32 protein-coding genes and 1 pseudogene are annotated in these 24,517 nt (G+C 40.6%); 11 read left to right on the top strand and 22 right to left on the bottom strand.

Features of this window, described 5'->3' with window-relative positions; all coding sequences use genetic code 11:
- Positions 1-188: 188 nt before the first annotated feature.
- On the bottom strand, positions 189-1,586 hold the full coding sequence (locus tag bslm_RS09460; RefSeq protein ID WP_021479777.1) for an alanine/glycine:cation symporter family protein: 1,398 nt from the start codon (positions 1,584-1,586) through the stop codon (positions 189-191).
- A 510-nt stretch (positions 1,587-2,096) separates the two neighbouring features.
- On the opposite strand from bslm_RS09460, the gene bslm_RS09455 reads away from it, so the two are divergent.
- Together bslm_RS09455 and bslm_RS21770 are read left to right on the top strand one after the other, a co-directional pair.
- A complete protein-coding gene (locus bslm_RS09455) occupies positions 2,097-2,450 on the top strand; it encodes a hypothetical protein (RefSeq protein ID WP_003245190.1) in 354 nt (117 codons plus the stop codon).
- A 25-nt stretch (positions 2,451-2,475) separates the two neighbouring features.
- The gene (locus bslm_RS21770; protein ID WP_003231548.1) at positions 2,476-2,601 is read left to right on the top strand and encodes a hypothetical protein; all 126 of its coding nucleotides are present in this window, start codon (positions 2,476-2,478) and stop codon (positions 2,599-2,601) included.
- Positions 2,602-2,646: 45 nt separating this feature from the next.
- Here the strand turns inward: bslm_RS21770 and parC are convergent, their stop codons facing one another.
- From parC to bslm_RS09440, 3 genes are all read right to left on the bottom strand, one after another.
- A complete protein-coding gene (gene parC / locus bslm_RS09450; RefSeq protein WP_046381054.1) occupies positions 2,647-5,067 on the bottom strand; it encodes a DNA topoisomerase IV subunit A in 2,421 nt (806 codons plus the stop codon).
- A 3-nt stretch (positions 5,068-5,070) separates the two neighbouring features.
- Positions 5,071-7,038, bottom strand: a complete 1,968-nt coding sequence (gene parE / locus bslm_RS09445; protein ID WP_014479944.1) for a DNA topoisomerase IV subunit B — start codon at positions 7,036-7,038, stop codon at positions 5,071-5,073.
- A gap of 398 nt (positions 7,039-7,436) precedes the next feature.
- Positions 7,437-7,844 (bottom strand): CoA-binding protein, encoded by a 408-nt coding sequence (locus bslm_RS09440; RefSeq protein ID WP_014479943.1) that lies wholly within the window; start codon positions 7,842-7,844, stop codon positions 7,437-7,439.
- Between the two features lie 169 nt (positions 7,845-8,013).
- Here bslm_RS09440 and plsY point away from each other — a divergent pair, with 169 nt between their 5' ends.
- Together plsY and bslm_RS09430 are read left to right on the top strand one after the other, a co-directional pair.
- Positions 8,014-8,595 (top strand): glycerol-3-phosphate 1-O-acyltransferase PlsY, encoded by a 582-nt coding sequence (plsY, locus tag bslm_RS09435; protein ID WP_003231560.1) that lies wholly within the window; start codon positions 8,014-8,016, stop codon positions 8,593-8,595.
- Between the two features lie 87 nt (positions 8,596-8,682).
- Entirely contained in the window at positions 8,683-8,970 is a 288-nt protein-coding gene (locus bslm_RS09430; protein WP_003231562.1) for a HesB/YadR/YfhF family protein, read from the top strand.
- A gap of 30 nt (positions 8,971-9,000) precedes the next feature.
- Here bslm_RS09430 and bslm_RS09425 read toward each other — a convergent pair whose 3' ends face one another.
- The 7 genes from bslm_RS09425 to acnA form a co-directional block, all read right to left on the bottom strand.
- Positions 9,001-9,300, bottom strand: a complete 300-nt coding sequence (locus bslm_RS09425; protein ID WP_014479941.1) for a hypothetical protein — start codon at positions 9,298-9,300, stop codon at positions 9,001-9,003.
- Between the two features lie 15 nt (positions 9,301-9,315).
- A complete protein-coding gene (locus bslm_RS09420) occupies positions 9,316-9,732 on the bottom strand; it encodes a YbgC/FadM family acyl-CoA thioesterase (protein WP_014479940.1) in 417 nt (138 codons plus the stop codon).
- Between the two features lie 84 nt (positions 9,733-9,816).
- Positions 9,817-10,068, bottom strand: coding sequence for a small acid-soluble spore protein Tlp (gene tlp, locus bslm_RS09415; protein WP_003231568.1), 252 nt, complete (start codon positions 10,066-10,068; stop codon positions 9,817-9,819).
- A gap of 36 nt (positions 10,069-10,104) precedes the next feature.
- Positions 10,105-10,251, bottom strand: coding sequence for an acid-soluble spore protein SspN (gene sspN, locus bslm_RS09410; protein WP_003231569.1), 147 nt, complete (start codon positions 10,249-10,251; stop codon positions 10,105-10,107).
- Positions 10,252-10,315: 64 nt separating this feature from the next.
- Entirely contained in the window at positions 10,316-10,441 is a 126-nt protein-coding gene (locus bslm_RS20675; protein WP_003244964.1) for an FbpB family small basic protein, read from the bottom strand.
- An 81-nt stretch (positions 10,442-10,522) separates the two neighbouring features.
- Positions 10,523-11,035, bottom strand: coding sequence for a redoxin domain-containing protein (locus tag bslm_RS09405; RefSeq protein WP_003231571.1), 513 nt, complete (start codon positions 11,033-11,035; stop codon positions 10,523-10,525).
- Positions 11,036-11,106: 71 nt separating this feature from the next.
- On the bottom strand, positions 11,107-13,836 hold the full coding sequence (gene acnA, locus bslm_RS09400) for an aconitate hydratase AcnA (protein WP_003231573.1): 2,730 nt from the start codon (positions 13,834-13,836) through the stop codon (positions 11,107-11,109).
- A 227-nt stretch (positions 13,837-14,063) separates the two neighbouring features.
- Between acnA and sspO the strand changes: the two genes are divergently transcribed.
- From sspO to yneK, 4 genes are all read left to right on the top strand, one after another.
- Entirely contained in the window at positions 14,064-14,210 is a 147-nt protein-coding gene (sspO, locus tag bslm_RS09395) for an acid-soluble spore protein SspO (RefSeq protein ID WP_003244839.1), read from the top strand.
- A 31-nt stretch (positions 14,211-14,241) separates the two neighbouring features.
- A complete protein-coding gene (locus bslm_RS09390) occupies positions 14,242-14,388 on the top strand; it encodes a small acid-soluble spore protein P (RefSeq protein WP_003221237.1) in 147 nt (48 codons plus the stop codon).
- A gap of 80 nt (positions 14,389-14,468) precedes the next feature.
- Positions 14,469-14,861 (top strand): outer spore coat protein CotM, encoded by a 393-nt coding sequence (cotM, locus tag bslm_RS09385; protein WP_072592538.1) that lies wholly within the window; start codon positions 14,469-14,471, stop codon positions 14,859-14,861.
- A 233-nt stretch (positions 14,862-15,094) separates the two neighbouring features.
- Positions 15,095-15,523: a DynA interaction protein YneK gene (yneK, locus tag bslm_RS09380; RefSeq protein ID WP_003231580.1), complete on the top strand. Its 429-nt coding sequence runs from the start codon at positions 15,095-15,097 to the stop codon at positions 15,521-15,523.
- A gap of 30 nt (positions 15,524-15,553) precedes the next feature.
- Here yneK and bslm_RS09375 read toward each other — a convergent pair whose 3' ends face one another.
- The 3 genes from bslm_RS09375 to ccdA all read right to left on the bottom strand — a co-directional run bounded on the left by bslm_RS09375 (position 15,554) and on the right by ccdA (position 17,282).
- The gene (locus bslm_RS09375) at positions 15,554-16,045 is read right to left on the bottom strand and encodes a CcdC family protein (protein ID WP_010886519.1); all 492 of its coding nucleotides are present in this window, start codon (positions 16,043-16,045) and stop codon (positions 15,554-15,556) included.
- 78 nt (positions 16,046-16,123) lie between these two features.
- The gene (locus tag bslm_RS09370) at positions 16,124-16,486 is read right to left on the bottom strand and encodes a response regulator (RefSeq protein ID WP_003245707.1); all 363 of its coding nucleotides are present in this window, start codon (positions 16,484-16,486) and stop codon (positions 16,124-16,126) included.
- An 88-nt stretch (positions 16,487-16,574) separates the two neighbouring features.
- Positions 16,575-17,282, bottom strand: coding sequence for a cytochrome c-type biogenesis protein CcdA (gene ccdA / locus bslm_RS09365; protein ID WP_003231585.1), 708 nt, complete (start codon positions 17,280-17,282; stop codon positions 16,575-16,577).
- Positions 17,283-17,501: 219 nt separating this feature from the next.
- Between ccdA and ynzD the strand changes: the two genes are divergently transcribed.
- On the top strand, positions 17,502-17,675 hold the full coding sequence (gene ynzD, locus bslm_RS09360; RefSeq protein ID WP_010886518.1) for an aspartyl-phosphate phosphatase YnzD: 174 nt from the start codon (positions 17,502-17,504) through the stop codon (positions 17,673-17,675).
- A 73-nt stretch (positions 17,676-17,748) separates the two neighbouring features.
- Here ynzD and bslm_RS09355 read toward each other — a convergent pair whose 3' ends face one another.
- From bslm_RS09355 to yneA, 6 genes are all read right to left on the bottom strand, one after another.
- Complete coding sequence (locus tag bslm_RS09355; protein ID WP_003221221.1) at positions 17,749-17,967, bottom strand: YneF family protein; 219 nt, start codon at positions 17,965-17,967, stop codon at positions 17,749-17,751.
- Positions 17,968-18,052: 85 nt separating this feature from the next.
- The gene (gene sirA, locus bslm_RS09350) at positions 18,053-18,499 is read right to left on the bottom strand and encodes a sporulation inhibitor of replication protein SirA (RefSeq protein WP_003231591.1); all 447 of its coding nucleotides are present in this window, start codon (positions 18,497-18,499) and stop codon (positions 18,053-18,055) included.
- Between the two features lie 152 nt (positions 18,500-18,651).
- Positions 18,652-20,655 carry a transketolase gene (tkt, locus tag bslm_RS09345; protein WP_014476936.1) on the bottom strand — a complete coding sequence of 668 codons (2,004 nt, stop codon included), beginning with the start codon at positions 20,653-20,655 and terminating at the stop codon, positions 18,652-18,654.
- Positions 20,656-20,823: 168 nt separating this feature from the next.
- Entirely contained in the window at positions 20,824-21,057 is a 234-nt protein-coding gene (locus bslm_RS09340) for a DUF896 domain-containing protein (RefSeq protein WP_003231595.1), read from the bottom strand.
- Between the two features lie 63 nt (positions 21,058-21,120).
- On the bottom strand, positions 21,121-21,774 hold the full coding sequence (locus tag bslm_RS09335) for a YneB family resolvase-like protein (RefSeq protein WP_014479938.1): 654 nt from the start codon (positions 21,772-21,774) through the stop codon (positions 21,121-21,123).
- A gap of 18 nt (positions 21,775-21,792) precedes the next feature.
- Positions 21,793-22,110 carry a cell division suppressor protein YneA gene (gene yneA, locus bslm_RS09330; RefSeq protein WP_003231598.1) on the bottom strand — a complete coding sequence of 106 codons (318 nt, stop codon included), beginning with the start codon at positions 22,108-22,110 and terminating at the stop codon, positions 21,793-21,795.
- Positions 22,111-22,259: 149 nt separating this feature from the next.
- Here yneA and lexA point away from each other — a divergent pair, with 149 nt between their 5' ends.
- Positions 22,260-22,877 (top strand): transcriptional repressor LexA, encoded by a 618-nt coding sequence (lexA, locus tag bslm_RS09325; RefSeq protein ID WP_003238209.1) that lies wholly within the window; start codon positions 22,260-22,262, stop codon positions 22,875-22,877.
- Between the two features lie 286 nt (positions 22,878-23,163).
- Here lexA and bslm_RS21650 read toward each other — a convergent pair.
- Both bslm_RS21650 and fosB read right to left on the bottom strand, forming a co-directional pair.
- Positions 23,164-23,503, bottom strand: a pseudogene (locus tag bslm_RS21650) (hypothetical protein).
- Positions 23,427-23,846 carry a metallothiol transferase FosB gene (gene fosB / locus bslm_RS09320; protein WP_046381053.1) on the bottom strand — a complete coding sequence of 140 codons (420 nt, stop codon included), beginning with the start codon at positions 23,844-23,846 and terminating at the stop codon, positions 23,427-23,429. Before fosB ends, bslm_RS21650 begins: the two are co-directional and overlap by 77 nt.
- 207 nt (positions 23,847-24,053) lie before the next feature.
- Between fosB and bslm_RS09315 the strand changes: the two genes are divergently transcribed.
- Entirely contained in the window at positions 24,054-24,503 is a 450-nt protein-coding gene (locus bslm_RS09315) for a YndM family protein (protein WP_003245454.1), read from the top strand.
- The last annotated feature ends 14 nt before the right edge of the window (positions 24,504-24,517 follow it).

Genomic DNA, 24,517 nt, shown 5'->3' with positions numbered 1-24,517 from the left:
GTTTAAAAGCCTGTCAATTTACTCTATCTCCATTGAATAAGACACACATGACACATATAGAACAAAGAAAACTGGACTGAATTGGGACTTTACACGTCATTTTTCATTCGAGTCGAAAAATTAAATTTATTTCCAATAATGAAAAAGCTGCATTCAACTATTGAATGCAGCTTTGTTTTATATTTATATTATGCTTCTTGTTTCTCATCTTCCCATGTTTCAGCGTTTTTCAGCCCTGGGATGTTTTTCGCTTTAAACACAGGATCAAGTCCTTGCTTACGCTGTTTCGCGTAATCTTTATACACTTTGTAAGCAACGTTTGACAGCAGCGTAATCACAATTAAGTTGATCAGCGCCATGATACCCATAAAGAGGTCCGCCATATCCCAAACGATTTGGAAGCCTGATAAAGATCCATACACAACCATAGCAATTACAGCGATACGGTAAATGTTCAGCCATGTTTTGCTTGTTTTAATAAATTCAATGTTTGTCTCGCCATAATAATAGTTGCCGACAACTGAACTGAATGCAAACAAGAACATTGCGACTGCGATGAAAGTCGGCGCCCAGCCTCCAATATGATGGTTAAGAGCAGCCTGTGTGACTTGGATGCCGTCGCCTTTTGGCGTTACACTGTACAGCAAAATAATAAATGCTGTGGACGTACATATGATAAATGTATCGAAAAATACGCCTAATGTTTGAATAAAGCCTTGCTTTGCCGGATGGGATACATGAGCCGTCGCAGCCGCGTTTGGTGCGCTCCCCATTCCTGCTTCGTTTGAAAAAAGTCCGCGTTGCGCACCGATAACGATGATGCCGCCTATTCCGCCGCCGACGACTTGTTCAAAACCTAAAGCATTTTTAACAATTGTAGCGATAACGCCAGGGAAAGCCGTAATATTCGTGATGACAACAAATAAAGCGATAAGAATATAAATGCCTGCCATAACCGGCACAATTAGCTGTGAAACAGCGACAACACGTTTTAAACCGCCGAAAATGATAAACGCAGTTAAAACCGCCAGAACTATGGCTACAACTATTTTATTCACATGGAATGCGCCATCCAATGCTCCAGCAATTGTATTTGTTTGAACAGCGTTAAAAATCAAGCCGAATGAGACGGTAATTAAGATTGCAAAAACGATGCCAAGCCATCTGGCTCCAAGACCCTTTTGAATGTAGTAAGCCGGGCCTCCGCGGAAATCCTCCCCGTCTCTCACCTTATAAAGCTGCGCTAACGTACTCTCAACAAAGCTTGAAGCCATACCTACTGCAGCTACTACCCACATCCAAAATACAGCGCCTGGTCCGCCTGTCGCAATTGCTAAGGCTACACCAGTCAAATTCCCTGTACCGACTCGGGATGCGGCCGAAATAAAGAATGCCTGCATAGATGAAACACCTTTATTTCCTTCCGGCTTCTCCCCTACTATTCTGAACATTTCAATAAAATAACGGAATTGGATAAAACCAAAACGTATGGTAAAAAATAATCCAAGCCCTATTAAAATATAAAATAGGTATTTCCAGATGAAATCACTTGGAATATTAATCAAACTATTGAAAAAAGACTCCATATTTACCTCCCGTTTTCATCAATTCAATACGAATTCGATTTTGATGTTAGATTTTTTAACATAACGAGTTTTATTATATCACAATATGACGAATTAGGAAGTTTTTTCGAGAAGAATATTGTCATAGCCAGATGTTACTCTGTCGACCCCTTCTCTATTATTTTCCTACGAATAAAAACATTCCTTGCAAGCTGGCTTTTAAAAAAGAGTGCCCTATTAACAATGTAATCATTTCTTCCCATTCTCTTGCCTTTCTCTTTGATTTAGCACATAAATAAAGTAATAAACCCTAAACAACAAACATATCATTTAAAATATGTTTTTATTCACACCATAAACCGGGTATACATACGCTAATAAAAGAAGTTTTCTCTTTCAAAAATAAGCAAAAAGATATATACTTAACAAGGTTAAATTTATTTTTAAATTTAATAAATCACGTTTACTTTTAGGATGGATTGGGGTATTATTATAAAAATATTCAGTAATATTAAAGGAGGGGGAGATCATTTGAAAAAAGTAACGATATTGAAAGCGTCCATCTTATTCTTGGCGATTGCCAGTTTTCATTTGTTCTCAATTCCCCACGCCTTTGATATCGGCCATCATTATAAAGCCGTAGCCGACCAGCAGGAAATGCATGAGATGAAAGCCGGCCAAAATGCTGATGATGAGAAGAAATCCATCACAGGGGCATTTACGCTGACCGCTTTATGGGCAATGGCTGTTCTGCTGCTGACCGCTGAAAGCAAAAGTACGGGATACTCCCGCAGACGTCAGCGGAAAAAAAGCTTTATACTGGCCAAATTTTATCAATCGTCTTATTTCGGCAAACTTCATGTTCAACATCACCCGATTATGTAACGAAAATATGAGGAGGCTGTTAAACATGTTGTTTATCTTAAGAATGGTGATTTTAGGCTTATTTTCTTTCACAGCGCTGAATTTATTTGTATGGCAGGGGATTGAAGTCATTCATGCTGTAACAGATCTATTCACCAACCATGAAAGCTGATAAAAACAAACGAAACCCGCTCATATAGTATGAGCGGGTTTTTTATTATTGTTCTGTATGAAGGCGCCAAACAGCTGTAACCTTGCCTGATTCCTCTTCATCAAAAAAGAAAGAGCCATTGCTGTATCTGTCGTTTGTCCGCAACTCTTTTGTCTGCAGTTCTTTTCTGTCGCCTTTTTCTGTTTCTGCCATTAGTCGCTGTTCAAGACCGCAAGCGAACAGTGCTACAACACGGTGAGGATTCTTTTTCAGTTCCCTTAGCATTACGACACCGCGTTTTGCACGGGATGTCTTCTCGAACTCAGAAAGACTCATGCGTTTAACCGCTCCCCGCTGTGTGAACAAGACAATTGAATCAGATTGCTGAAGAATCTCACCGGAGACAACAAAGTCATCCTCTTTTAAGTTAATCCCTTTGACACCTGCCGCACGCGCGCCAACTACATTCACTTCGTCTTCTCCAAACCATAGACCATACCCTAAGTGAGTGGCCATAAAGATCTGGCTTTCCCCATTTGTTACATGTACATCAATCAGTTCATCTTCACCCTTCAGATTTAAGGCTACAAGTGCCTTAGAATAACGCTGTGCTTTATAATGAGTGAGCTCTGTCTTTTTCACCATACCGTTTTTCGTAAAGAATAGAAGATATGCCGACGGATCAAATTCTTTTATCGGTATAGCCTTTACAATCGTTTCATCACGGTCAATAGTGATTAGATTTGAAAAATGCTGGCCCATGTCCTTCCATCTGATATCAGGCAGCTGGTGAACAGGACAATAGATGTAGCTTCCTTTGTTCGTAAAGAGCAGCAGCACGTCTGTCGTATTCATTTCAAACTGATGCAGCATCCTGTCCGTATCTTTCATTCCGAAGTCCTGACCGTTGGAAGCGGCAAATGAGCGCTGGCTCGTCCGTTTTAGGTAACCATCCTTCGTAACGGTTACATATACATCCTCAGATGCAACCATGACTTCGAGATTGATTTTAATTTCTTCAATTTTTTCTTCAATCACGGAGCGTCTCGTATCTGCATATTTCTTTTTCAGTGCTTTTAAGCTGTTTGTAATCACTTTTAGCAGTTTTTTATCATTGCTCAGAATAGATTCGAGCTCTTCAATTTTTTTACCGAGCTCTTCTGCCTCTTCCTTAAGCGCTGTGATATCGGTATTGGTTAAACGATATAGCTGCAATGACACGATGGCTTCAGCCTGAGGCTCTGTAAATTCATATTTCGCGATCAAATTGTTTTTAGCGTCACGTTTATCGCTAGAAGAACGGATTGTTGCAATCACTTCATCCAAAATAGACAAAGCTTTCATGAGCCCTTCTACGATATGATGTCTGTCTTTTGCTTTTTGAAGCTCGTAAATGGACCGGTTTGTGACAACTTCCTTTTGGTGTCCGATATATGCATCCAAAATAGACGGCAGGCTCATCAGCATCGGACGGCGGTTATGGATAGCCACCATATTGAAGTTATATGTGATCTGCAAATCAGTATTTTTATATAAGAAATTCAAAATGCCTTTGGCATCAGCTTCTTTTTTCAGTTCAATGACCACTCTCAGCCCTGTTCGATCCGTTTCATCACGAACCTCTGAGATGCCTTCAACCTTTTTATCAATACGGAACTCGTCCATTTTTTTTACAAGGTTTGCTTTATTTACTTCAAATGGAATTTCAGTAATGACAATTTGTTCTCGTCCGCCTCTGATTGTTTCAATTTCAGCCTTTCCGCGGATAATGATTTTTCCTTTTCCGGTTTCGTAAGCTTTTCTTATCCCGTCAACGCCCTGAATAATACCGCCTGTCGGAAAATCAGGCCCTTTAATAACTTCCATGAGTTCGTCAACAGAGCAAGAAGGCATTTGAATACGCTTAATGACAGCATCAATGACTTCTCCCAGATGATGAGGGGGAATGTCGGTCGCGTATCCTGCTGAAATCCCGGTAGATCCGTTGACCAATAGGTTAGGAAACATCGCCGGGAGTACGACAGGCTCCTTGCTTGTATCATCGAAGTTCGGCACAAATTCAACCGTGTTTTTGTCAATATCCCGAAGAAGCTCAGATGCAATCGGAGATAATCGTGCCTCTGTATAACGCATGGCTGCCGGGGGATCTCCGTCGATGCTTCCATTGTTTCCATGCATTTCGATTAACACATTACGAACTTTCCAATCCTGGCTCATCCGCACCATTGCTTCATAAACCGAGCTGTCACCGTGCGGATGATAGTTACCGATGACGTTACCGACCGTTTTGGCCGCTTTTCTGAAGTTTTTATCAAACGTGTTTCCATCTGTATGCATCGCATACAGAATTCTGCGCTGTACCGGCTTTAATCCGTCTCTTGCATCGGGCAGCGCCCTGTCTTGAATAATATATTTACTGTAGCGTCCAAAACGGTCGCCGATCACCTCTTCTAATGGTAAATCATGAAATAATTCTGGCTGTGACAATCATTAAACCTCCTCAGCGACCGATAAGTTTTCATTTTCTAAGATATTGCTTTCTTCATCTAAGCCAAAAGCGACGTTTTTCTCAATCCACTTTCTGCGCGGCTCTACTTTGTCTCCCATTAACGTCGTCACACGTCTTTCTACACGTGCCGCATCGTCAATTTTGACCCTAACAAGTGTGCGGGACTCCGGATTCATCGTCGTTTCCCACAACTGGTCTGCGTTCATCTCTCCAAGACCCTTATATCGTTGAATGGTATAGCCTTTGCCGACTTTTTTCAGGACATCACCCATCTCTTCATCAGACCATGCATATTCAATGATTTCCTTCTTCCCGCTTCCTTTACTGACCTTATATAAAGGTGGCAGCGCAATGAACACCTTGCCATGCTCAATGAGCGGTTTCATATAGCGATAGAAAAAGGTAAGAAGCAGCACTTGAATATGGGCGCCGTCAGTATCGGCATCGGTCATAATGATGATTTTGTCGTAGTTGATGTCATCGATTGAGAAATCTGCCCCGACTCCCCCGCCGATCGCATGAATGATCGTATTGATCTCTTCATTTTTAAAGATATCAGCAAGCTTAGCTTTTTCTGTATTAATGACTTTACCGCGTAAAGGCAGAACCGCCTGGAATCTGCGGTCTCGTCCCTGCTTGGCTGACCCGCCTGCTGAATCTCCCTCAACGAGATACAATTCATTTTTTGCCGGGTTTCTTGAACCCGCAGGCGTCAGCTTTCCGCTTAAAGTCGCTTCTGATTTTTTTCGTTTTTTGCCGCTTCTTGCTTCTTCACGGGCTTTGCGTGCCGCTTCGCGCGCCTGGCTCGCCTTGATTGCTTTTTTGACAAGAAGCGTTGCGGTGTCCCGATTTTCCTCTAAAAAGTAAGCAAGCTGCTCTGAAACAATCGCATCCACCGCTGATCTTGCTTCACTGGTACCGAGCTTTCCTTTTGTTTGTCCCTCAAATTGAAGAAGCTCCTCAGGTATGCGGACAGAAATAATGGCTGAAAGCCCTTCCCTTATATCGGTGCCTTCAAGGTTCTTATCCTTTTCTTTCAGCAAAGCCACTTTTCGCGCATATTCATTAAAAGCACGCGTCATCGCAGTTTTTGCACCTGACTCATGTGTCCCGCCGTCTTTTGTTCTGACATTGTTGACAAACGACAAAATATTTTCAGAATAACCATCGTTAAACTGGAACGCAAAGTCCACTTCTATAGAATGATGCTCACCCTCAAACGAGACCACTTCAGACAAGACGTCTTTTTCTTCATTTAAATAAGCAACAAACGCTTCTATGCCGTTTTCATAATAAAAGACCTCATGCTGGTCATTGCGTTCATCAATCAGCTCAATTTTCAATCCTTTTAACAAAAACGCAGACTCTCTTAAGCGCTCAGAGAGCGTTTCAAAATTATAAGTGGTTGTGCTGAACATCGTTGGATCTGGCTTAAAGTGTGTAAGAGTTCCCGTCTTTTTTGTTTTGCCGATCTTTTCGAGAGATGTAACCGGTTTTCCTCCATTTTCAAATCGCTGCTGATAGACAAAACCGTCCCGCTCAATGGTAACCGTCAGCCATTCAGATAAAGCATTCACGACTGATGCACCAACTCCGTGGAGCCCGCCGCTTGTCTTATAGCCGCCTTGGCCGAATTTTCCTCCGGCATGAAGCACCGTTAAAATCACTTCAGGGGTTGGTTTGCCGAGCTTATGCATTCCGGTCGGCATGCCGCGGCCTCTATCCTGTACAGAAATACTATTGTCTTTATGTATTTTGACGATTATGTGATCTCCATGGCCGGCAAGCACCTCGTCGACAGAGTTATCTACAATTTCATAAACCAAGTGGTGCAAACCCCGCGCGTCAGTAGAGCCAATATACATACCCGGCCTTTTCCTGACAGCCTCAAGGCCTTCGAGCACCTGTATGGCATCTTCGTTGTAATCAAATTGCTGTTTTCTAGCCAAACGTACAAACCCCTTTCAAAAACTAACATTGTCTTTCTCTTTTCAGTGTTACACATCATTTGTATATAAGATATTTTTTATAAACCTCGCCTCGAGCCAGTACTGCCTTGGACTCCTCATTATAACCAATATGTTTGCAATCGCAACATAGAGCTAACGAATCAGTTCTTCTCAAAACATCGGCTAGTGCTGTTTTTACACTATGAGAACGTATGTTTGTTTATTATATATAAAGCAGCAGACCTTCGCAAATCGAACGGCCGAAACCCAGCTGGACAAGGTATTCAAAAAAAGCTGTTCAAGCTTTATTGTATCTGTTTCACCGTAATACGCAAACAATATCTTAAAATTAAAAAGCAAAAATCCTTGAATTTACAAGGATTTTTGCAGTTCTGCACCTATTTTGTTACAGCGTGTGCCACTTTTATGCACAGATCCATGATAACCGTTCTGCCTTTTTCTTTTAGCATCTGGTATGCTTCCTCATTAACTAGCCCTTGCTGTGCCCAAAATACTGGCGCATCTGTCTCTAAAAACTCTTCCGCCACTCCAGGAAGCTGTTCTGATCGCCGGAATACATTTACGATGTCAATCGGACCGTCTATCTCTTTTAAAGATGAAACGGCTTTGATACCTAGCGCCTCATCAATTGTAGGGTTCACAGGGATAATTTCATAACCCGCGTCCTGCATTGCTTTTGAAACCATATGTGACGTTCTATCCGGACGGTCTGAAAGCCCTACTACCGCTATACGTTTGCTTCTTTGAAGAATCTCTTTAATTTCCGCTTTAGAAGGATTTTGCATCGTGTGTCACTCCTTTTCCACTTATTTTACACGATCAAAACAGGAGAAATCAAAATATGATGCATGTTTGATTGGATTTGTAAGCAAACTTTACAAAAAAACTTATCATCAGATCATGACATCTCATGTTAAAATAAAAAGAAGGGAATTTGAAAAAGGAGAAATGTAGATGTTAATTGCTTTATTGATTATTTTGGCCTACTTGATAGGCAGCATTCCGTCTGGCTTAATTGTGGGCAAGCTTGCCAAGGGAATTGATATTCGGGAGCACGGAAGCGGCAACTTAGGCGCTACCAATGCATTCCGTACATTGGGTGTAAAAGCTGGTTCGGTCGTCATAGCCGGAGATATTTTGAAAGGGACACTGGCAACTGCATTGCCTTTTCTCATGCATGTTGATATTCACCCGCTTCTTGCAGGAGTCTTTGCGGTTTTAGGCCACGTGTTTCCCATCTTCGCCAAATTTAAAGGCGGTAAAGCCGTGGCGACATCAGGAGGCGTTTTGCTATTTTACGCACCCCTGTTATTTATCACGATGGTTGCGGTATTCTTCATCTTTTTATACTTGACTAAATTTGTTTCTCTCTCATCGATGTTAACAGGGATCTATACTGTTATATATAGTTTCTTTGTCCATGATACGTATTTATTGATTGTCGTTACCCTGCTCACTATTTTTGTGATATACAGACACCGAGCGAACATTAAACGAATTATCAATAAAACAGAACCTAAAGTAAAATGGTTATAAGCTTAAAAAACTTCTCTTTTGACACAGAATAGCCTAATACGTTTATAATAGAGAAAATTCAAATGAAGAACAAAGGGGTGTTCTGTTATGAATATGACAATTAACGAAGACGCATTGAACTGGTATAAAGAAGAACTCGATTTGGAAAGCGGAGACCAGGTTCGCTTTTTCGTCCGCTATGGAGGCTGCAGCAACGTTCAAAAGGGTTTTTCTCTCGGTGTAGCGAAAGATGCCCCACAAGAGGCTGGAGTCACTGCAGAAGCTGACGGCATTACCTTCTTTATTGAAGAAAGTGATTTATGGTACTTCGATAACCACGACCTTCTCGTCAGCTATTCAGAAGACGCTGATGAACCGGTTTTTGAATACCAATAAAAAAGAACGCACTTCATGTGCGTTCTTTTTTTACAAATGAAATCGTATAAGATGATCGGTTAGGTTTTCTTGTTCCAAAACATATTTTTGTGTTTCACCCAGCAGATCAAAGTGAGGAAATTCACTTTTCTTATGGATCCATTCTTTTTTTAACCCGTACGCCGCTCCCCACTGAACCAGCTTATCAATGTCTGCACATCCGGCTTTTGTCACAGTCTTTGCTTCTGGAAATCGGTCATCCAGCCAGTAATGTGTTAAAAATGCGATTTCTCCTCTTTTCACTGCTTGTTTCCACCGGTTAAGTTCCTCCCGTTTCACACCAAACGCCATATCCCATTCACTTCCCTATTTTTTGGCCTTTTCATATGATGTGTGCCAATCAGGAAAAGCTTTGCGGAATTGAATTGGCTTAAAGCTTTCTTTATCCACACAAATATGAGATGAGGTGGCTTTGATGGAAAGCTCACCGGCCGGATTATAAATGTGATAACCATAGACGGTTTTAAAGCCGTTATATTCCTCTATCCATGTATGTACAACCGCGGTTTCTCCGTAATGAAGCGGCTTTTTATAGGAAATATTGATATCAACGACTGGGGACAGAATGCCTTTTTTTTCCATATCACTATATAAAAAGCCTAAGTCCTTAATCAAGGCCGTTCTGCCGACCTCCATCCACACAAGATAATTTGCGTGATAGACAATCCCCATTTGATCTGTTTCTGCATAACGCACTTCTATTTCTTTTTTTGATACATGCAAGATTACTCTGCTCCCTTAACGTCAATTTAGCCCCATTTTACCATAATCAAATCAGAAAGAAAAAAACCAGGTTTCCCTGGTTTTTTAAGAACGGTATCCGTTTTGTCTCGCTGCAGATTCGTCCTGTATTTCATTACGAAACGCTTCAATGCTCTGTTCGCGCCTTGCATTTTTTTCTTTGATACGCTGTTTATCTTCTCCTGAAGCAAACTCCATTGATGCTTCTGCTTCTTCTATATTTTCAATTGTATTTTGAACCATATCCTGCAATTTTTCCACATTGTCAGAACGATCATCAGGATTAGGCTGCTGATATTGATTTTGGTTCTTTGTCATTCGGATGTACCTCCTAGAAATAAACTCGAATTTTCGCTACTCGCCTTTTGTCTGCATGATAATCGGCCGCTGTCCTGAAGTATCATGCATTTTTTCCCCTTTATTGGCTTTATATTTTACAGGCTTTGTACCCAAGTGGCTTGGAGCATATTGAGGCTGACCGTTTTTCTTGTTGTTTCCCATGTTTATCCCTCCTCAACAGATAGGTTTCTCAAAAGGAGGGGTAAACATGAATACAAATTAAAGGTTATTTTTGCTTAAATCGCTGTTCAAGCTTTTCCTCAAGCTGATTTAAATACTCTGTATTGGTCATCAGCTCTTTTTTGTTTTCCATGACGAGCTCATGAAAAGAACGTTTTCTCATCTTCTTCACGCTTCTCACCTCCGCATATTCTTTTATTTTTTCCAATTCTGAAAACTTGTAAGCATATCTGAGCATAAAAAAAAACTGAATCTAATCAAGATCCAGTTTTTGTTCCATTTCTTTTTTTGTCATGGTGCCAACATGTATGTCTTGGATAACACCTTTTTCATCTAAGATATATGTCGTTGGATATGACATCACGTTATAGTCAGCATTGATCCCTTTTTTATCAATCAGAATGGGGAACGTTAAATCATACGTATCAGCAAACGCACGGACCTGTTTCTCACTTTTCTCAGCTGAAGTGAAATTTACCGCAACAACCGCAAGTTTGTCGGCGTACTCTTTTTGCAGCTTTTCCATCGCAGGCATTTCCTGACGGCACGGCTTACACCAAGTTGCCCAAAAATTGAGCAGCACTTTTTTGCCTTTTGCATCCTGTAAAGAGCTTTTCTCTCCTGACAGCGTTTTCAAAGAAAAATCAGGTGCTTGTTTCCCCTCTTGAATTCCGACTTCTTTTTTGCTGTATGTTTGATATAAATTCCATCCCGTATAACCAGCAAGCATGATAAGCAGGATCCCTGCGAGCCATTTTTTCAGCATATGCCACCTCCGCAGCACATTGTGTCATAAAAAGAAGAGAAAGCGAAATGCCTTCTCTTCCTATTGATTCATCAGGACTGCTTCATTTTTTCACGAAGCACCATTTGAAGGATGCCGCCATGGCGGTAGTAATCAATTTCAACTTCACTATCAAAGCGGACGACTGCTTCAAAAGTTGTTACATTGCCGTCTTCATTGATTGCTCTTACAGTCACAAGGTCACGAGGACGAACTGTTTCATCAACATCTACCTCAATGACTTCTTTACCCGTTAAGCCGAGTGTATCCGCATTTTCACCTTGTTTAAACTGAAGCGGCAGCACACCCATGAATACAAGATTGCTTCTGTGAATTCTTTCGAAGCTCTCTGCAATGACCGTTCTGATGCCGAGAAGGTTTGTTCCTTTTGCAGCCCAGTCACGTGAAGATCCCATACCATAGTCTTTTCCTGCTAATACGACAAGACCAGTTTTATCTTCTTTGTATTTCATGCACGCATCATAGATGGATGTTACTTCACCAGTCGGCCAGTACGTTGTAAATCCGCCTTCTGTACCCGGTGCAATTTGGTTTTTGATGCGAATGTTTGCAAATGTTCCTCTCATCATGACTTCATGGTTTCCGCGGCGGGAACCGTAGGAGTTAAAGTCACGAGGAGAAACACCTTTTTCTTGCAAATACTTTCCGGCAGGCGTATCTTTTCCGATTGCCCCCGCAGGAGAAATATGGTCAGTTGTGACTGAATCGCCGAATTTACCGACAACACGCAAACCTTTTAATGGTTCAACCTTGCCTGGCTCAACAGACATTTCTTCGAAGAATGGCGGATTTTGAATGTAAGTTGACTCGCTATCCCATTTATATAATGCTTCATCTGTTGTTTCAATTTCGTTCCAGCGCTTGTTGTCATCAAATACTGTTTCATACTCTTTGCGGAATAGCTCTGGCGTAACAGTTTGCTTAACAAGTGCATTGATTTCGTCCATTGACGGCCAAATATCATTAAAGTATACGTTTTGACCATCCTTGCCCACACCGATTGGATCGGTTTTCAAGTTAATGTTTACCGTTCCAGCCAGCGCATATGCCACAACAAGCGGCGGTGAAGCAAGATAGTTGCCTTTAACAAGCGGGTGAATACGTCCTTCAAAGTTACGGTTTCCGGAAAGGACAGACGTAATCAGAAGATCATTTTTCGCAACCGCTTCTTCGATTTCCGGTGAAAGCGGACCTGAGTTCCCGATACATGTTGTACAACCGTAGCCAACGAGGTTAAAGCCAAGCTCTTTCATGTATGGAAGAAGGCCTGAATTCACAAGATATCCTGTAACAACTTTAGAACCCGGTGCAAGTGACGTTTTCACGTAATTAGGCACCTTAAGCCCTAACTCAACCGCTTTTTTCGCTACCAGTCCGGCGCCGATCAGAACGTATGGGTTTGATGTATTTGTACAGCTTGTAATCGCAGCAATGGCGATCGCACCCGTTTTCATAACTGTTTCTTCGCCGTTAAGGAGTTTAAACTTAATTTCTTTATTTTCTTCCTCAGCATTTAAACCGAATCCTTGGTTACCTGCAGGGCTGACTAATTGCTTTTTAAACGTTTCCTGCATAGCAGATAGCGGGATCAAATCCTGAGGACGCTTTGGACCCGATAAGTTTGCTTCAATTTGAGACAGGTCAATTTCAACCACATCAGTAAATTGAGGGTCTTCCGCATCTGGAGTGTAGAACAAGCCATTGCTTCTGCAGTATGCTTCAACAACATCAATATGTTCAGGATCACGGCCAGTCAGGCGCAGGTAGTTAAGCGCTTCTTCATCTACTGGGAAGAATCCGCATGTAGCACCGTATTCCGGAGCCATATTCGCAATTGTTGCGCGATCTGCAAGCGGCAGTTCAGCAATTCCCGGTCCGAAGAATTCAACAAATTTACCGACAACGCCTTTTTCACGCAGCACTTGTGTTACTTTTAACGCCAAGTCAGTAGCTGTTGTTCCGTTTGGAAGCTTGCCGACAAGTTTCGCGCCGATTACCTCTGGAACTGGGAAGTAAGAAGGCTGTCCAAGCATTCCCGCTTCAGCTTCAATTCCACCGACACCCCAGCCGAGAACACCGATACCGTTAATCATTGTTGTGTGTGAGTCTGTTCCGACAAGCGTATCAGGATACGTTACAAGCTCGCCGTCTTCTTCAATGGCATGGACAACACTTGCCAAGAACTCAAGGTTGACCTGGTGCACAATACCTGTTGCAGGCGGCACTGCCTGATAATTATTAAACGCTTTCTTTGCCCAGCTTAAAAATTTGTAGCGCTCTGCATTTCTTTCGAATTCCAAGTCCATATTTACTGCTAATGCATCTTCTGTACCCGCTTTATCTACCTGTACAGAGTGGTCGATAACGAGATCAACAGGAATTTCAGGGTTGATTTTATCAGGATCTCCGCCGACAGCTGCCATTGCTTTACGCAGTGAAGCCAGATCTACTACTGCCGGAACCCCTGTGAAGTCTTGTAAAATAACTCGAGACGGTTTGAACGGAACGTCGATATCCTTTAATTCGGCAGTTCCCCATTTTGCCAAATTTTCCACGTGTTCTTTTTTGATAACGAAGCCGTCAACTTGACGCAATACTGATTCTAAAAGAACTTTGATGGAATAAGGAAGCTTCGAAACCTTTCCTATACCTGAATCTTCTAACGCTTTTAAAGAGTAGTAATGATATGTTTTCCCATTTGTAGTAAACGTTTTTCTCGCTTGGAAAACGTCTTTTGCTGCAGTTTTTTGCTCGTTTGCCATTCTCCAAAATCCCCCTTCAGATCAGATCATTCTCAGATGAACATTACATTCCATCACAATTTTCTCACAATTTCATATTAAAACAAAATCATACATAAGTAAATATCAATGTTTTTATTAAATACAATAAGTTCGACTTATGAGAAAAATGTACCGGTAATTTTTACTGTTTACGCTCTCTCATATAACACAATAAAAGAAGCCATATTATGATTGAGGTGATAATGATGGTCAAAAGAAAAGCGAATCACGTCATTAACGGAATGAATGACGCAAAAAGCCAAGGCAAAGGCGCCGGCTATATTGAAAACGACCAGCTTGTACTGACTGAAGCAGAACGCCAAAATAACAAAAAAAGAAAAACCAATCAATAACACCGAACTCTTTTAAGGAGGTTCTCATTTTATGACCAATAAGAATACAAGTAAAGATATGCATAAAAACGCCCCTAAAGGACACAATCCCGGCCAACCTGAGCCTCTAAGCGGAAGCAAAAAAGTAAAGAACCGAAACCATACAAGACAAAAGCACAACTCAAGCCATGATATGTAAGAAAAGCAGACCTTAGTGTCTGTTTTTTTATGCGTTCACCCATTTATAATCCACCGCATATGATGTAAAGCAAGGTTGATATGTGGAGGAATGCTTCCATGAACCATTCAAAACGCAACGATGCGAATGATTTCGATAGTATGGATGAATGGCTTCGGCAATTTTTTGAAGACCCCTTCGCCTGGTACGACGAAACATTGCCTATTGATTTATATGAAACAAGTCAGCAGTATATTATAGAAGCGGATCTGACTTTTTTACAGCCTACACAAGTAACAGTTACCCTTTCTGGATGCGAGTTCATCTTAACTGTCAAATCGTCAGGACAGACTTTTGAAAAACAAATGATGCTTCCTTTTTATTTTAATGACAAAAACATTCAAGCCGAATGCGAAAATCAAATACTCACAGTCGCCGTCAATAAAGAAACAGAAGATGGCTCTTCTTTTTCTCTTCAATTTCCTCTCAGCTAAACATAAAAAGTCACTTTCATCCCCTATTATGAAAGTGACTTTTTTTCCGTCCATTTATCGTCAAATACCCTCTAGTGACTCTCCCATGGCCAAATAGCAGATTCACTATACAATAGAATATGATCTACTATCTCTTTTGACTAGACGTCTATCACTTTTTTCTATTCTTTTTTTACTGTGTTCTTCTAATCTCTCTTCGTATACAATATGGTTAGAATAAGGGGGAATGATTGATGCTGGAAGGATGGTTTTTATGGTTTATTCTGTTTTGGGTGATCATGATGGTAGTCTTATTATCAATCGGCGGTTTTTTCATGTTTCGAAAGTTTTTAAAGCGTTTACCAAAAGAGGACGGCAGATCAGAGCTTGATTGGCAGGATTACTATATTGAAAACAGCAGACATTTATGGAACGATGAAAACAAACAGTTTCTAGATGAATTGACTGCGCCCGTGCCAGAGCTGTTCAGAGATGCAGCAAAAGCTAAAATCGCAGGCAAAATCGGTGAGCTTGCATTAAAAGAAAAGGTAGCAAAGATTGATCAGCAACTTATGATCAAAGGCTATATTCTCGCAACTCCTAAAAGAGACCATACCTTCTTAAAAAGGCATCTGCGGGACAAAAAAATCGATTTGGAACCTTATCAGACCCTTCTCAAATAAAAAACCTTTCCTGACAAGAGGAAAGGTTTTTTAATTCATTTGAATATTAGATGACTGCAGCTCGTTATGAAGTTTTCGATATGATAAATACATGGCGATTCTCCAAGGCACAATCATACCGAAAGCCAGAATCCAAAACATTCCGCTCAGTGCACCATAATCAATTGATGTGCTCAAGATCGATTTCATCACGATTCTGATCACCAAAAGACCGACTAATATAAAAACAAATGCTTTAGAGCGTTTCATGTAAATTTCATTATTTTTAATTTCGAACTTAGAAGTTTTGATTAGAAAAATAGAGAAAATCACACCTAAAGTGAATGCTTCCAAAAACTCTGCTCCAGTTACCCAAAATACCGGAAATAAAAACATTAACGCTCCCGTACTCATAAAAATCGGCGGAAGAATGATTTTTTTTGGTGAAACAGGCTTGTCAGAGGACTTTATTCTGACCACCATCACAGCTACAGCCATTAACACAGCAATAATCGATGAAACTATAATCATCATACTTATCATTCCTTTGTTTCTCGGAGTGTTGATACTATATACTATACTCCAAAACAATAAAAAAAACCATTTTGAAAAGAAATGACTTTAATGTCCCATAACGCGGCTTACAGCTTCCAGCACTTTTGTTTCCTCAAACGGCTTAACAATAAAATCCTTTGCCCCCAGCTCAATTGCTTCCGTTACAATTCTTTGCTGGCGCATGGCGGTGCACATGATGACCTTCGCTTTAGGATCAAAGGTTAAGATATCACGAAGCGCTTTTATGCCGTTTTTCACCGGCATTGTAATATCCATTGTCACAAGGTCCGGGCGCAGTTTTTTATACAGGTCAGCTGCTTGTTCACCGTCCGCCGCTTCGCCTGCGATTATGTAATTTGCCTCTTCCAAGATCTCTCTGATTTTCACTCTCATGAACTTGGCGTCGTCTACAACTAAAACTCTTGTCATATTCCCCTCCAACAATCGATTTCCACAGATAATAGTCTTATTGTACCAAAAACAAAAGGATTAGTAGTAGTACGAAAGTAATTTACCGTCAAAAACCAGTAAAGCCTCCAAAAAGATCTGACAGCAAAATAATGATCAGGCTCATCCAATTAAAGAATAACAGCACACCAATCACAATCATCAAAACGCCACCAGCTTTCATAATGAAAAGCTGGTTCTTCCTTATCCACTTCAGCTTTGTGATAAAAAAAGACAATAAAAGAAACGGTACCGCAAAACCGAGTACATATAACATCATGTATGGCACCGCTGAGCCCGGATTGGTGCCTGCAAGTGTGATAACAGCAGCTAATATCGGACCGGTACATGGTGTCCATCCAGCTGCAAATGCCATTCCGATTAAGACCGACCCTAAAAACCCGCTTGGTTTATGCTTAAAATGGATTCTCCGCTCTTTCATCATAGCCTCAGGCCGGAACACACCGAGTGTAATGAAACCGAACAAAATAATAAGCAACGCGCCAATTTGCCGAATCGCATCGTGATAATCCCTAAACAGGCTGCCAATAAAAGATGTTCCATAGCCTAAAGCAATAAAAATGACTGAAAAGCCAAGCAAAAAACACAAAGTATGAAACAAGCTTCTTTTCTGCAGCAGCAGCTTTTCAGTTTTTACATCGTCCATGCTGACCCCTGTAATATATGACAAAAAAGCTGGGTAAAGCGGCAGGCAGCAAGGCGAAATAAAGGATAAAAACCCCGCTCCGAATGTCAAAAAATAATTCACGTCTCCCATGTCATCATCCCTTCATGATTTGACATTCCTTCAAGTTATGACAAAATCATTTCATTTTTTTAACACTTTCACTTGAAGGATTTCTATTTTCAGAAAAAACTTATATAATTTAATTTGACATTGAGACATTATACTCCTTCTCATTTGAAAATTAGTATAAATATGGATATAATATAAACATTCACTTTGAAGATCTAATGTATGAAAGGATACATCCCTGTGATTAGAGAGCATCTATTAAAAGAAATTGAAAAAAAAAGAGCAGAGCTGCTGCAAATTGTCATGGCGAACGGAATGACATCTCATATTACGATAGAGCTCAGTCAGGAGCTTGACCATCTTCTCATACAATATCAAAAGCAGCGCCTTCGAGCAGTAGCGGGTGATGAATGATTGCAAAATAAAAAACCCGTATAAGGGTTTTTTATTTTATAACCATGTTTCTCTATATCATAATCTTTACGTATTATTTCGTTTGATTATTCATGGCTTTCATCATTTGATTGATTTTCTTTTGAGAAGGTTTCATTCCCATTTGCATCATCATCATGCGTAACATTTGTTCATTAATAGGCGGATTCTTTTTCAGGTAGCTCATCATATATTTACGAGCAATAAAAAACCCGAGTGCAACACCTATGAGCAATGCAACAACGCCCACTAGGATGCCAACCCATAAAGTCATTTTATTTCCTCCTTCATGTTGTCTAGTTTAAAGTGTACTAAACCAAAAGCTATTATACAACATTTACATCTCTTTTTCTTCGGTTTTAGACAAAATTTCTTTCTTTCACCGGATTTAGCCATCCGTAACGCTTCGAATTGAAATCCATTGCTAAAAAGCAAGGGCTTACTTTTCTTAACACTTCAAAGAATATCGTTTCTGCCTCGTAATCTCCCGAAGCCACAATTTCTATCATGTGCTCCTTCATCATAAACGTCGCGTGGCCTTTTGCTTTCGGCAAAGCTATTCTATAAATATAATCCAGCTGCCTGTAATCCGTCTTGTTTAAATTCATTTTTAACCGCTGATGCATATGTAAAATCGGGATTGGTTGTGTAATATATTGAATCTGTTTCTCTGTCATTTCATACTGCTGCTTTTCAAGGCTTGTCCAATGATAGTCTTGAAACAGCTCAAACATAACCGATTCCCGGCCGAAATAGTGATTGGCAAATTCCTCTTTGATCAGGTACGTATAGTAGTGACGTTCCATCTTTTCATCCCCTTTTCCAGCAGCATTTCATTTGCTCTCTATTATACAAAAGAAGAAAAGAAAGAATTGTCTATTACTGTTAAACAGCCAATACTATTTTTGTCGGATAAACAAGAAAAAGAGGATGATTTGACTCATCCTCTTTCAAAAGCTTACTTATTGATTAATGCCTTAACTCGATTCACTACGTTCGGAACTGAGAAGCCGTATTCGTTAATGATGGTTTCACCTGGAGCAGATGCACCGAATCGGTCTATGCCGAGAACGTCACCTTCAAGCCCCGTGTATTTGCCCCATCCAAATGATGAGCCCATTTCAATTGCAAGACGTTTTTTCACATCTGCAGGAAGGACTTCGTTTTTGTATTCATCAGATTGTTTCTCAAAACGGTCCATTGAAGGCATGCTGACAACAGAAACATCGATATTTTCTTTTGCCAATTCAGCCTGCGCTTCAATTGCAAGACCTACCTCTGATCCGGAAGCGATGAGAAGAGCGTCAGGTGTTTCGTTTTTAGATTTAGAAACGACATATGCACCTTTTTCTACTCCTGCCAATGCTTCTTCAGCTGTTTGATCGATGGTAGGAAGGTTTTGACGTGTAAGCACTAGCGCTGTTGGGTGGTCAGTGCTTTGCACTGCAAGCTTCCATGCTGCTGCTGTCTCATTGCCGTCTGCTGGACGGATCAAAGAAAGGTTAGGCATCGCACGGAGTGAAGCAAGCTGTTCAACAGGCTCGTGCGTCGGACCGTCTTCACCAACCGCAATACTGTCATGTGTGAAGACATATGTCACAGGAAGGCCCATTAACGCTGCAAGGCGAATCGCAGGACGCAGGTAATCAGAGAAGACAAAGAAAGTTCCGCCGAATACACGAAGACCGCCATGAAGCGCCATACCGTTTAAGGCTGCACCCATCGCAAATTCACGTACACCAAACCAGAAGTTTTTGCCTGAGTAATCAACCGCTGTAAAATCACCGGCATTTTTAATAGTCGTTTTGTTCGATCCCGCTAGGTCAGCAGAACCTCCGACAAAGAAAGGAATTTTTTTCGCAAGTCCGTTGAGAACTTCACCGGAAGATGCACGGGATGCCAGGCTGCTTCCTTTTTCATACACAGGAACCTCTTGATCCCAGTCCTTCGGAAGCTCTCCTTTGATTGCCAGTTCAAGCTGTTCAGCAAGTTCAGGATAAACTTCTTTATATTTAGCGAATTGAGCATTCCATTCTTGTTCTTTTTTCTCACCTGATTCTTTAACAGCTGCAGCGAAATGCTCATAAACTTCTGACGGAACGTAGAAGTCTTCTTCATATGTCCACGCGTAAGCTTCTTTTGTTAATTTGCTTTCCTCTTTACCAAGCGGCGCACCGTGAACACCGGATGTACCGGCACGGTTAGGTGAACCGAATCCGATTGTCGTTTTCACTTCAATTAATGTAGGTTTCTTTTCATTTTGGCGTGCTTTTTCGATAGCCGCTGTTAATTCTTCAATATTGTTTCCATCCTCAACATAAAGAACTTCCCAATTCATTGCTTCAAAACGCTGTTTCACGTTTTCAGAGAATGAACGGTCGAGGTCTCCATCAAGAGAGATGTCATTAGAATCGTATAGTACGATCAGACGGCCAAGCTGAAGATGGCCTGCGAGTGAAGCGGCTTCAGAAGAAATACCTTCCATTAAATCACCATCACCGCAAATACTGTATGTATAATGATCGACTACGTTAAATGAATCGCGGTTGTATGTTTCCGCTAAATGGCGTTCAGCAATTGCCATACCGACTGCCATGGCAATTCCTTGGCCAAGCGGACCTGTTGTAGCATCAACACCGGCAGTATGTCCGAATTCCGGATGTCCTGGTGTTTTGCTGCCCCACTGGCGGAATCCCTTAAGATCTTCAATACTAAGATCAAACCCGCTTAAATGAAGCATGCTGTATAATAGTGCTGACCCGTGTCCAGCAGATAAAACAAAACGGTCACGGTTAAACCAGCCAGGGTTTGCCGGACTTACGTTCATAAATTTTGTCCACAGCGTGTATGCCATTGGAGCGGCTCCCATCGGCATCCCTGGGTGACCAGAATTTGCTTTTTCAATAGCGTCTATTGACAGTGTGCGAATGGTAGCAACTGATTTCTTTTCAATTGTATCCATAAAAATCCCCTTCCTTATGTGTTGTACCCTTACATCATAAATGTCTGACGACTTTTTCTCAACTGTTTCAGCTTAAATTTGAGAGAAACTTGTTGAATTTTGTCACATAAGAGTTTTGATTATAGTATATGCAAAAGAGGAATACGATATTGCCGTATTCCTCTTATATTAGTGAAGTTTGTTATTTCTTTGTTCTCTTTTTAGCTTTTCTGGTGTAACATCATTGCCTTCTGGGTCAATGATTTTCACACTTTTTAACGTGTTCTTCATAGAAGAACGAAAACCTTTCAAGTACTCTTGACGGAGCTTTTGCTGTTCGGCTTTTTCTTCTTCTGTAATAACGCCAGCTTTAGCTTTGGCAGCAAGTTCATTAATTCTGGCAATTTTCGCGTTTGAAATCATGTTAAACTCCTTTATTGCATTTTGTCTATATAGTACTAGATCAAAAAAAGTTTTACAACTGATTCACTCTGCTGTCTCTTCATTCTCTATGTATTCCTGAAAACGCCGGTGAACGGTTGCTTTAGAGACATCATAGCCAAACCCTCTTAGGGTAGCCGCGATTTCAGCAAACGTCAGTTTATTCGCTCTTAGGCGGACGATCTCAGAGATTGGCACCTCTATTTTTTCTTTTCCACTGTTCCCATGTTGGTTTTTTAAGTTTTTTTGCGGTTTAAAACCGTTTTTTACTGCACGTTTCATTCCCCGTCTGATTTTCATGTTGTGAATCTTTCGCTGATACTCTTCCACAATGCTGACGATTTCCAAGACCATTGAGTCAGCCTCCGATAACTCCAGTTCACCTCTATGAGCCGTTGTATAGACTTTCACACCTTCTCTATAAATGCAATGAAGCAGTGCGATTTTTGCGTTTCCCCGTCCGAGCCTTGTCTCATCCTGAACCAAAATGACATCAATTCCAGCGTTCTTAATCTCATCAAGCAGCTCAAATACACCATCCCGATCCATTTCATATCCGCTGGCTTTTTCTGAAATCACTTTGACCACTTCCATGTCGTTCTCCGCTGCAATGGCCGTAAGCTCCTCCTCCTGCCGCTTTAATGACGTTTCCTGCTGTTCTTTATTTGTGCTTACACGGGCATAAATGAGTGCTTTCATTTTATCTCTCTTTCCTCTCTATCTTACAGTTGCCAATTCATATGCATCCTGATGCTTCTTTTTCAATGGGATCACTAACTCATCACCCGGCTGGATATCAGAGGTTTGAAGTTGATTTTTATCAGCTACCCATTCAATAAAATCATTTTTGTTTATCTTTTTTGTATCTGCTACCTGATCAGCAATTGACCAAAGTGTGTCGCCTTGCTGGACTTCTATTTTAACATACTGATTAAGCTCTTGGCCGCTGCTTGTATATGACAGCATAAGGATAACCGCGCTCAAAATCACTGTGAACAGACCGACAAAAATAATAGATTCTTTACTCATGATCATAACCTCCAACAGGAATGTTTGTTCGCATTTTTATAATTTCAGTATATACGAACAAACGTTTCTGTCAATTGTTTTTTCGAACCTATGTTTGTACTGTAAGGAAAATCATGCTATAATCTTCTTAAAATCGACGTTTTGAGGTGCGAAAAATGACGAAGCTATCAAAAAGGCAACTTGATATCCTCCGTTTTATTAAAGCAGAGGTTAAATCAAAAGGATATCCGCCTTCCGTGAGAGAGATCGGAGAGGCTGTCGGGCTTGCGTCCAGCTCTACTGTCCACGGCCATTTGGCCCGCTTGGAAACAAAAGGGCTGATCAGACGAGATCCGACAAAACCAAGAGCAATAGAAATTCTTGATGAAGAAGTAGACATTCCGCAAAGCCAGGTCGTTAATGTACCGGTCATCGGGAAAGTCACGGCGGGATCTCCTATTACAGCAGTAGAAAATATTGAAGAATATTTTCCGCTCCCAGACCGCATGGTTCCTCCAGACGAGCATGTATTTATGCTGGAGATTATGGGAGACAGTATGATAGATGCTGGTATTCTCGATAAGGACTATGTCATCGTTAAACAGCAAAACACAGCGAACAATGGGGAAATTGTAGTTGCAATGACAGAAGATGATGAAGCAACTGTAAAACGATTCTATAAAGAGGATACCCACATTCGCTTGCAGCCTGAGAACCCAACGATGGAACCTATCATTTTGCAGAATGTCAGCATTCTAGGGAAAGTGATTGGCGTGTTCAGAACCGTCCATTAATCTATTGATCTATCAGATGCATAAAATAACCCCCTCTTCCTTTACGGAGAGGGGGTTTGTTGTTCAAAAAAAGCAGGCTCGCCCTGACTTTTGGGTGCGAGCCTGAATAGGAGGAAAAAGAACATCATGTTTACACCATAATTATCCACCAAAAGATTGTTGAAGTCAAGAAATTTTCTTTCCTTTAGGAAACTTTTATCAAAATATGAACATTTAAAATATTAGACGCCATCTTCTTAAAAACGTTTCATTTTTTAGGTCGTGGAAGGATACGGTTTCATATTTATTAAGGGGCGAAGCAATTGAAATATACTGAAAATTTAGTACATAGTTTAATTAGTTCAACATTCTGATAAAACAGCTCGCTTTCTTCATATAAAATGTAATATGTATTTCAATTTCACCTTCACCCAATCACTTGTCCAGTTCAAAAGATATGGCATCGTTGAACAAGTCGGGTAGAAACCTTCCCCAAACATAAAGTCTCCACCAACACCCTTCTTTAAATTTAACCTTATATGAAATATGGTTGTGATATCAAAAGTTTCATCATAAAAAGTGCATATGCGTTTTTTCTTGTTTGTAATATCGAAGCCTGTCTTGAAGGGTTCCGGTATGAAATTCAAATTTGTGGCCGTCAGGGTCGGTAAAATAAATTGATTTTCGATCGCGTTCATCTCGTTCTCTGCCAGGCAGAATATTGACATGAAGTCTTTTTAATTTAGCTGACATCTCCTCAAATTCATGATCTTCAATTGTAAAAGCAATATGGGTATAAGAAAGCTTAATGTCATTTCTCGGGATGTCTGGTTCTTCATTAAGCGCTAGCCAGATGCCGTTCATATCAAAATATGCAGTTGTTCTTCCCTTTACCAAAAGCTTTGCACCAAACACTTTTTGATAAAAATCAATCGATGTATCCAAATGCGAAACTGAAAATAGCAAGTGATTGATTCCTTTTATCTCCACAAATCATTCCCCCCTTGAAAGCTGATCATCCACATATACGACTTTTTTCATAAGAAAGTTTCATACAGCTGAAAAAAATACCAGTGTAAACAAAAACGGACTGTTTAAAATAGTAACATGACCATTATGAATGGTTTTGAATTGCATTATTTATCATTTGTTTACGCCCAAGAATTTTCTTCAAAAAATAACAATTTAGGTGGTCAAATGAAACATATCATTGCGCTTGCTTCAAAGATTGCTTTCACTCTCGCCCTTTTATATGTGATTTTGGACAGAGTCTATCACGCATCCTTTTTAAGTGTGATGTTTATTGCACTTTTCTTAGGTTTTGTTTCCTATCTTTCTGGTGACATGCTCGTCTTACCCAGAACAAACAATATTACAGCTTCATTGGCTGACTTTGGCCTTTCATTCGTTATTCTTTGGGTATTTGTTTTAACCCAAACAAGAAACGATTTCTCACCATTTGGAGCGGCTCTCCTTTCCGCTGCCTGTCTTACTGTTTTTGAATACTTTTTTCATCGGTATTTACTGAAAAATGTGCTTGATGAAAATTTCCGAAATGAACTGTCAGCGAGAGATAACACGTTGCAGTATCAAACGGAAGCCGCGGACGAGCTGTTTCCCGAAACGAAAGAGAAGCATAAGGAATAGGAGGCTGTCTTATC

This window comes from Bacillus sp. LM 4-2, from assembly GCF_000978495.1.
Classification (GTDB): Bacteria; Bacillota; Bacilli; order Bacillales; family Bacillaceae; genus Bacillus; species Bacillus subtilis.
Note: the sequence above shows the minus strand (reverse complement) of the source record. Positions and strands in the feature narration are given on the sequence as shown.

Coding starts and splice junctions, on each gene's coding strand:
- plsY (WP_003231560.1), top strand. CDS start 8,014: ATGTTAATTGCTTTATTGATTATTTTGGCCTACTTGATAGGCAGCATT.
- bslm_RS09335 (WP_014479938.1), bottom strand. CDS start 21,774: ATGAAAGCACTCATTTATGCCCGTGTAAGCACAAATAAAGAACAGCAG.
- sspO (WP_003244839.1), top strand. CDS start 14,064: ATGGTCAAAAGAAAAGCGAATCACGTCATTAACGGAATGAATGACGCA.
- bslm_RS09430 (WP_003231562.1), top strand. CDS start 8,683: ATGAATATGACAATTAACGAAGACGCATTGAACTGGTATAAAGAAGAA.
- bslm_RS21770 (WP_003231548.1), top strand. CDS start 2,476: ATGTTGTTTATCTTAAGAATGGTGATTTTAGGCTTATTTTCTTTCACA.
- yneK (WP_003231580.1), top strand. CDS start 15,095: ATGCTGGAAGGATGGTTTTTATGGTTTATTCTGTTTTGGGTGATCATG.
- sirA (WP_003231591.1), bottom strand. CDS start 18,499: ATGGAACGTCACTACTATACGTACCTGATCAAAGAGGAATTTGCCAAT.
- bslm_RS09370 (WP_003245707.1), bottom strand. CDS start 16,486: ATGACAAGAGTTTTAGTTGTAGACGACGCCAAGTTCATGAGAGTGAAA.
- tkt (WP_014476936.1), bottom strand. CDS start 20,655: ATGGATACAATTGAAAAGAAATCAGTTGCTACCATTCGCACACTGTCA.
- bslm_RS09425 (WP_014479941.1), bottom strand. CDS start 9,300: ATGGCGTTTGGTGTGAAACGGGAGGAACTTAACCGGTGGAAACAAGCA.
- acnA (WP_003231573.1), bottom strand. CDS start 13,836: ATGGCAAACGAGCAAAAAACTGCAGCAAAAGACGTTTTCCAAGCGAGA.
- bslm_RS09340 (WP_003231595.1), bottom strand. CDS start 21,057: ATGATTTCAAACGCGAAAATTGCCAGAATTAATGAACTTGCTGCCAAA.
- lexA (WP_003238209.1), top strand. CDS start 22,260: ATGACGAAGCTATCAAAAAGGCAACTTGATATCCTCCGTTTTATTAAA.
- tlp (WP_003231568.1), bottom strand. CDS start 10,068: ATGACAAAGAACCAAAATCAATATCAGCAGCCTAATCCTGATGATCGT.
- yneA (WP_003231598.1), bottom strand. CDS start 22,110: ATGATCATGAGTAAAGAATCTATTATTTTTGTCGGTCTGTTCACAGTG.
- bslm_RS09390 (WP_003221237.1), top strand. CDS start 14,242: ATGACCAATAAGAATACAAGTAAAGATATGCATAAAAACGCCCCTAAA.
- sspN (WP_003231569.1), bottom strand. CDS start 10,251: ATGGGAAACAACAAGAAAAACGGTCAGCCTCAATATGCTCCAAGCCAC.
- ccdA (WP_003231585.1), bottom strand. CDS start 17,282: ATGGGAGACGTGAATTATTTTTTGACATTCGGAGCGGGGTTTTTATCC.
- bslm_RS09355 (WP_003221221.1), bottom strand. CDS start 17,967: ATGACTTTATGGGTTGGCATCCTAGTGGGCGTTGTTGCATTGCTCATA.
- bslm_RS09315 (WP_003245454.1), top strand. CDS start 24,054: ATGAAACATATCATTGCGCTTGCTTCAAAGATTGCTTTCACTCTCGCC.
- bslm_RS09460 (WP_021479777.1), bottom strand. CDS start 1,586: ATGGAGTCTTTTTTCAATAGTTTGATTAATATTCCAAGTGATTTCATC.
- bslm_RS09405 (WP_003231571.1), bottom strand. CDS start 11,035: ATGCTGAAAAAATGGCTCGCAGGGATCCTGCTTATCATGCTTGCTGGT.
- cotM (WP_072592538.1), top strand. CDS start 14,469: ATGTGGAGGAATGCTTCCATGAACCATTCAAAACGCAACGATGCGAAT.
- bslm_RS09375 (WP_010886519.1), bottom strand. CDS start 16,045: ATGATAAGTATGATGATTATAGTTTCATCGATTATTGCTGTGTTAATG.
- bslm_RS09440 (WP_014479943.1), bottom strand. CDS start 7,844: ATGCAAAATCCTTCTAAAGCGGAAATTAAAGAGATTCTTCAAAGAAGC.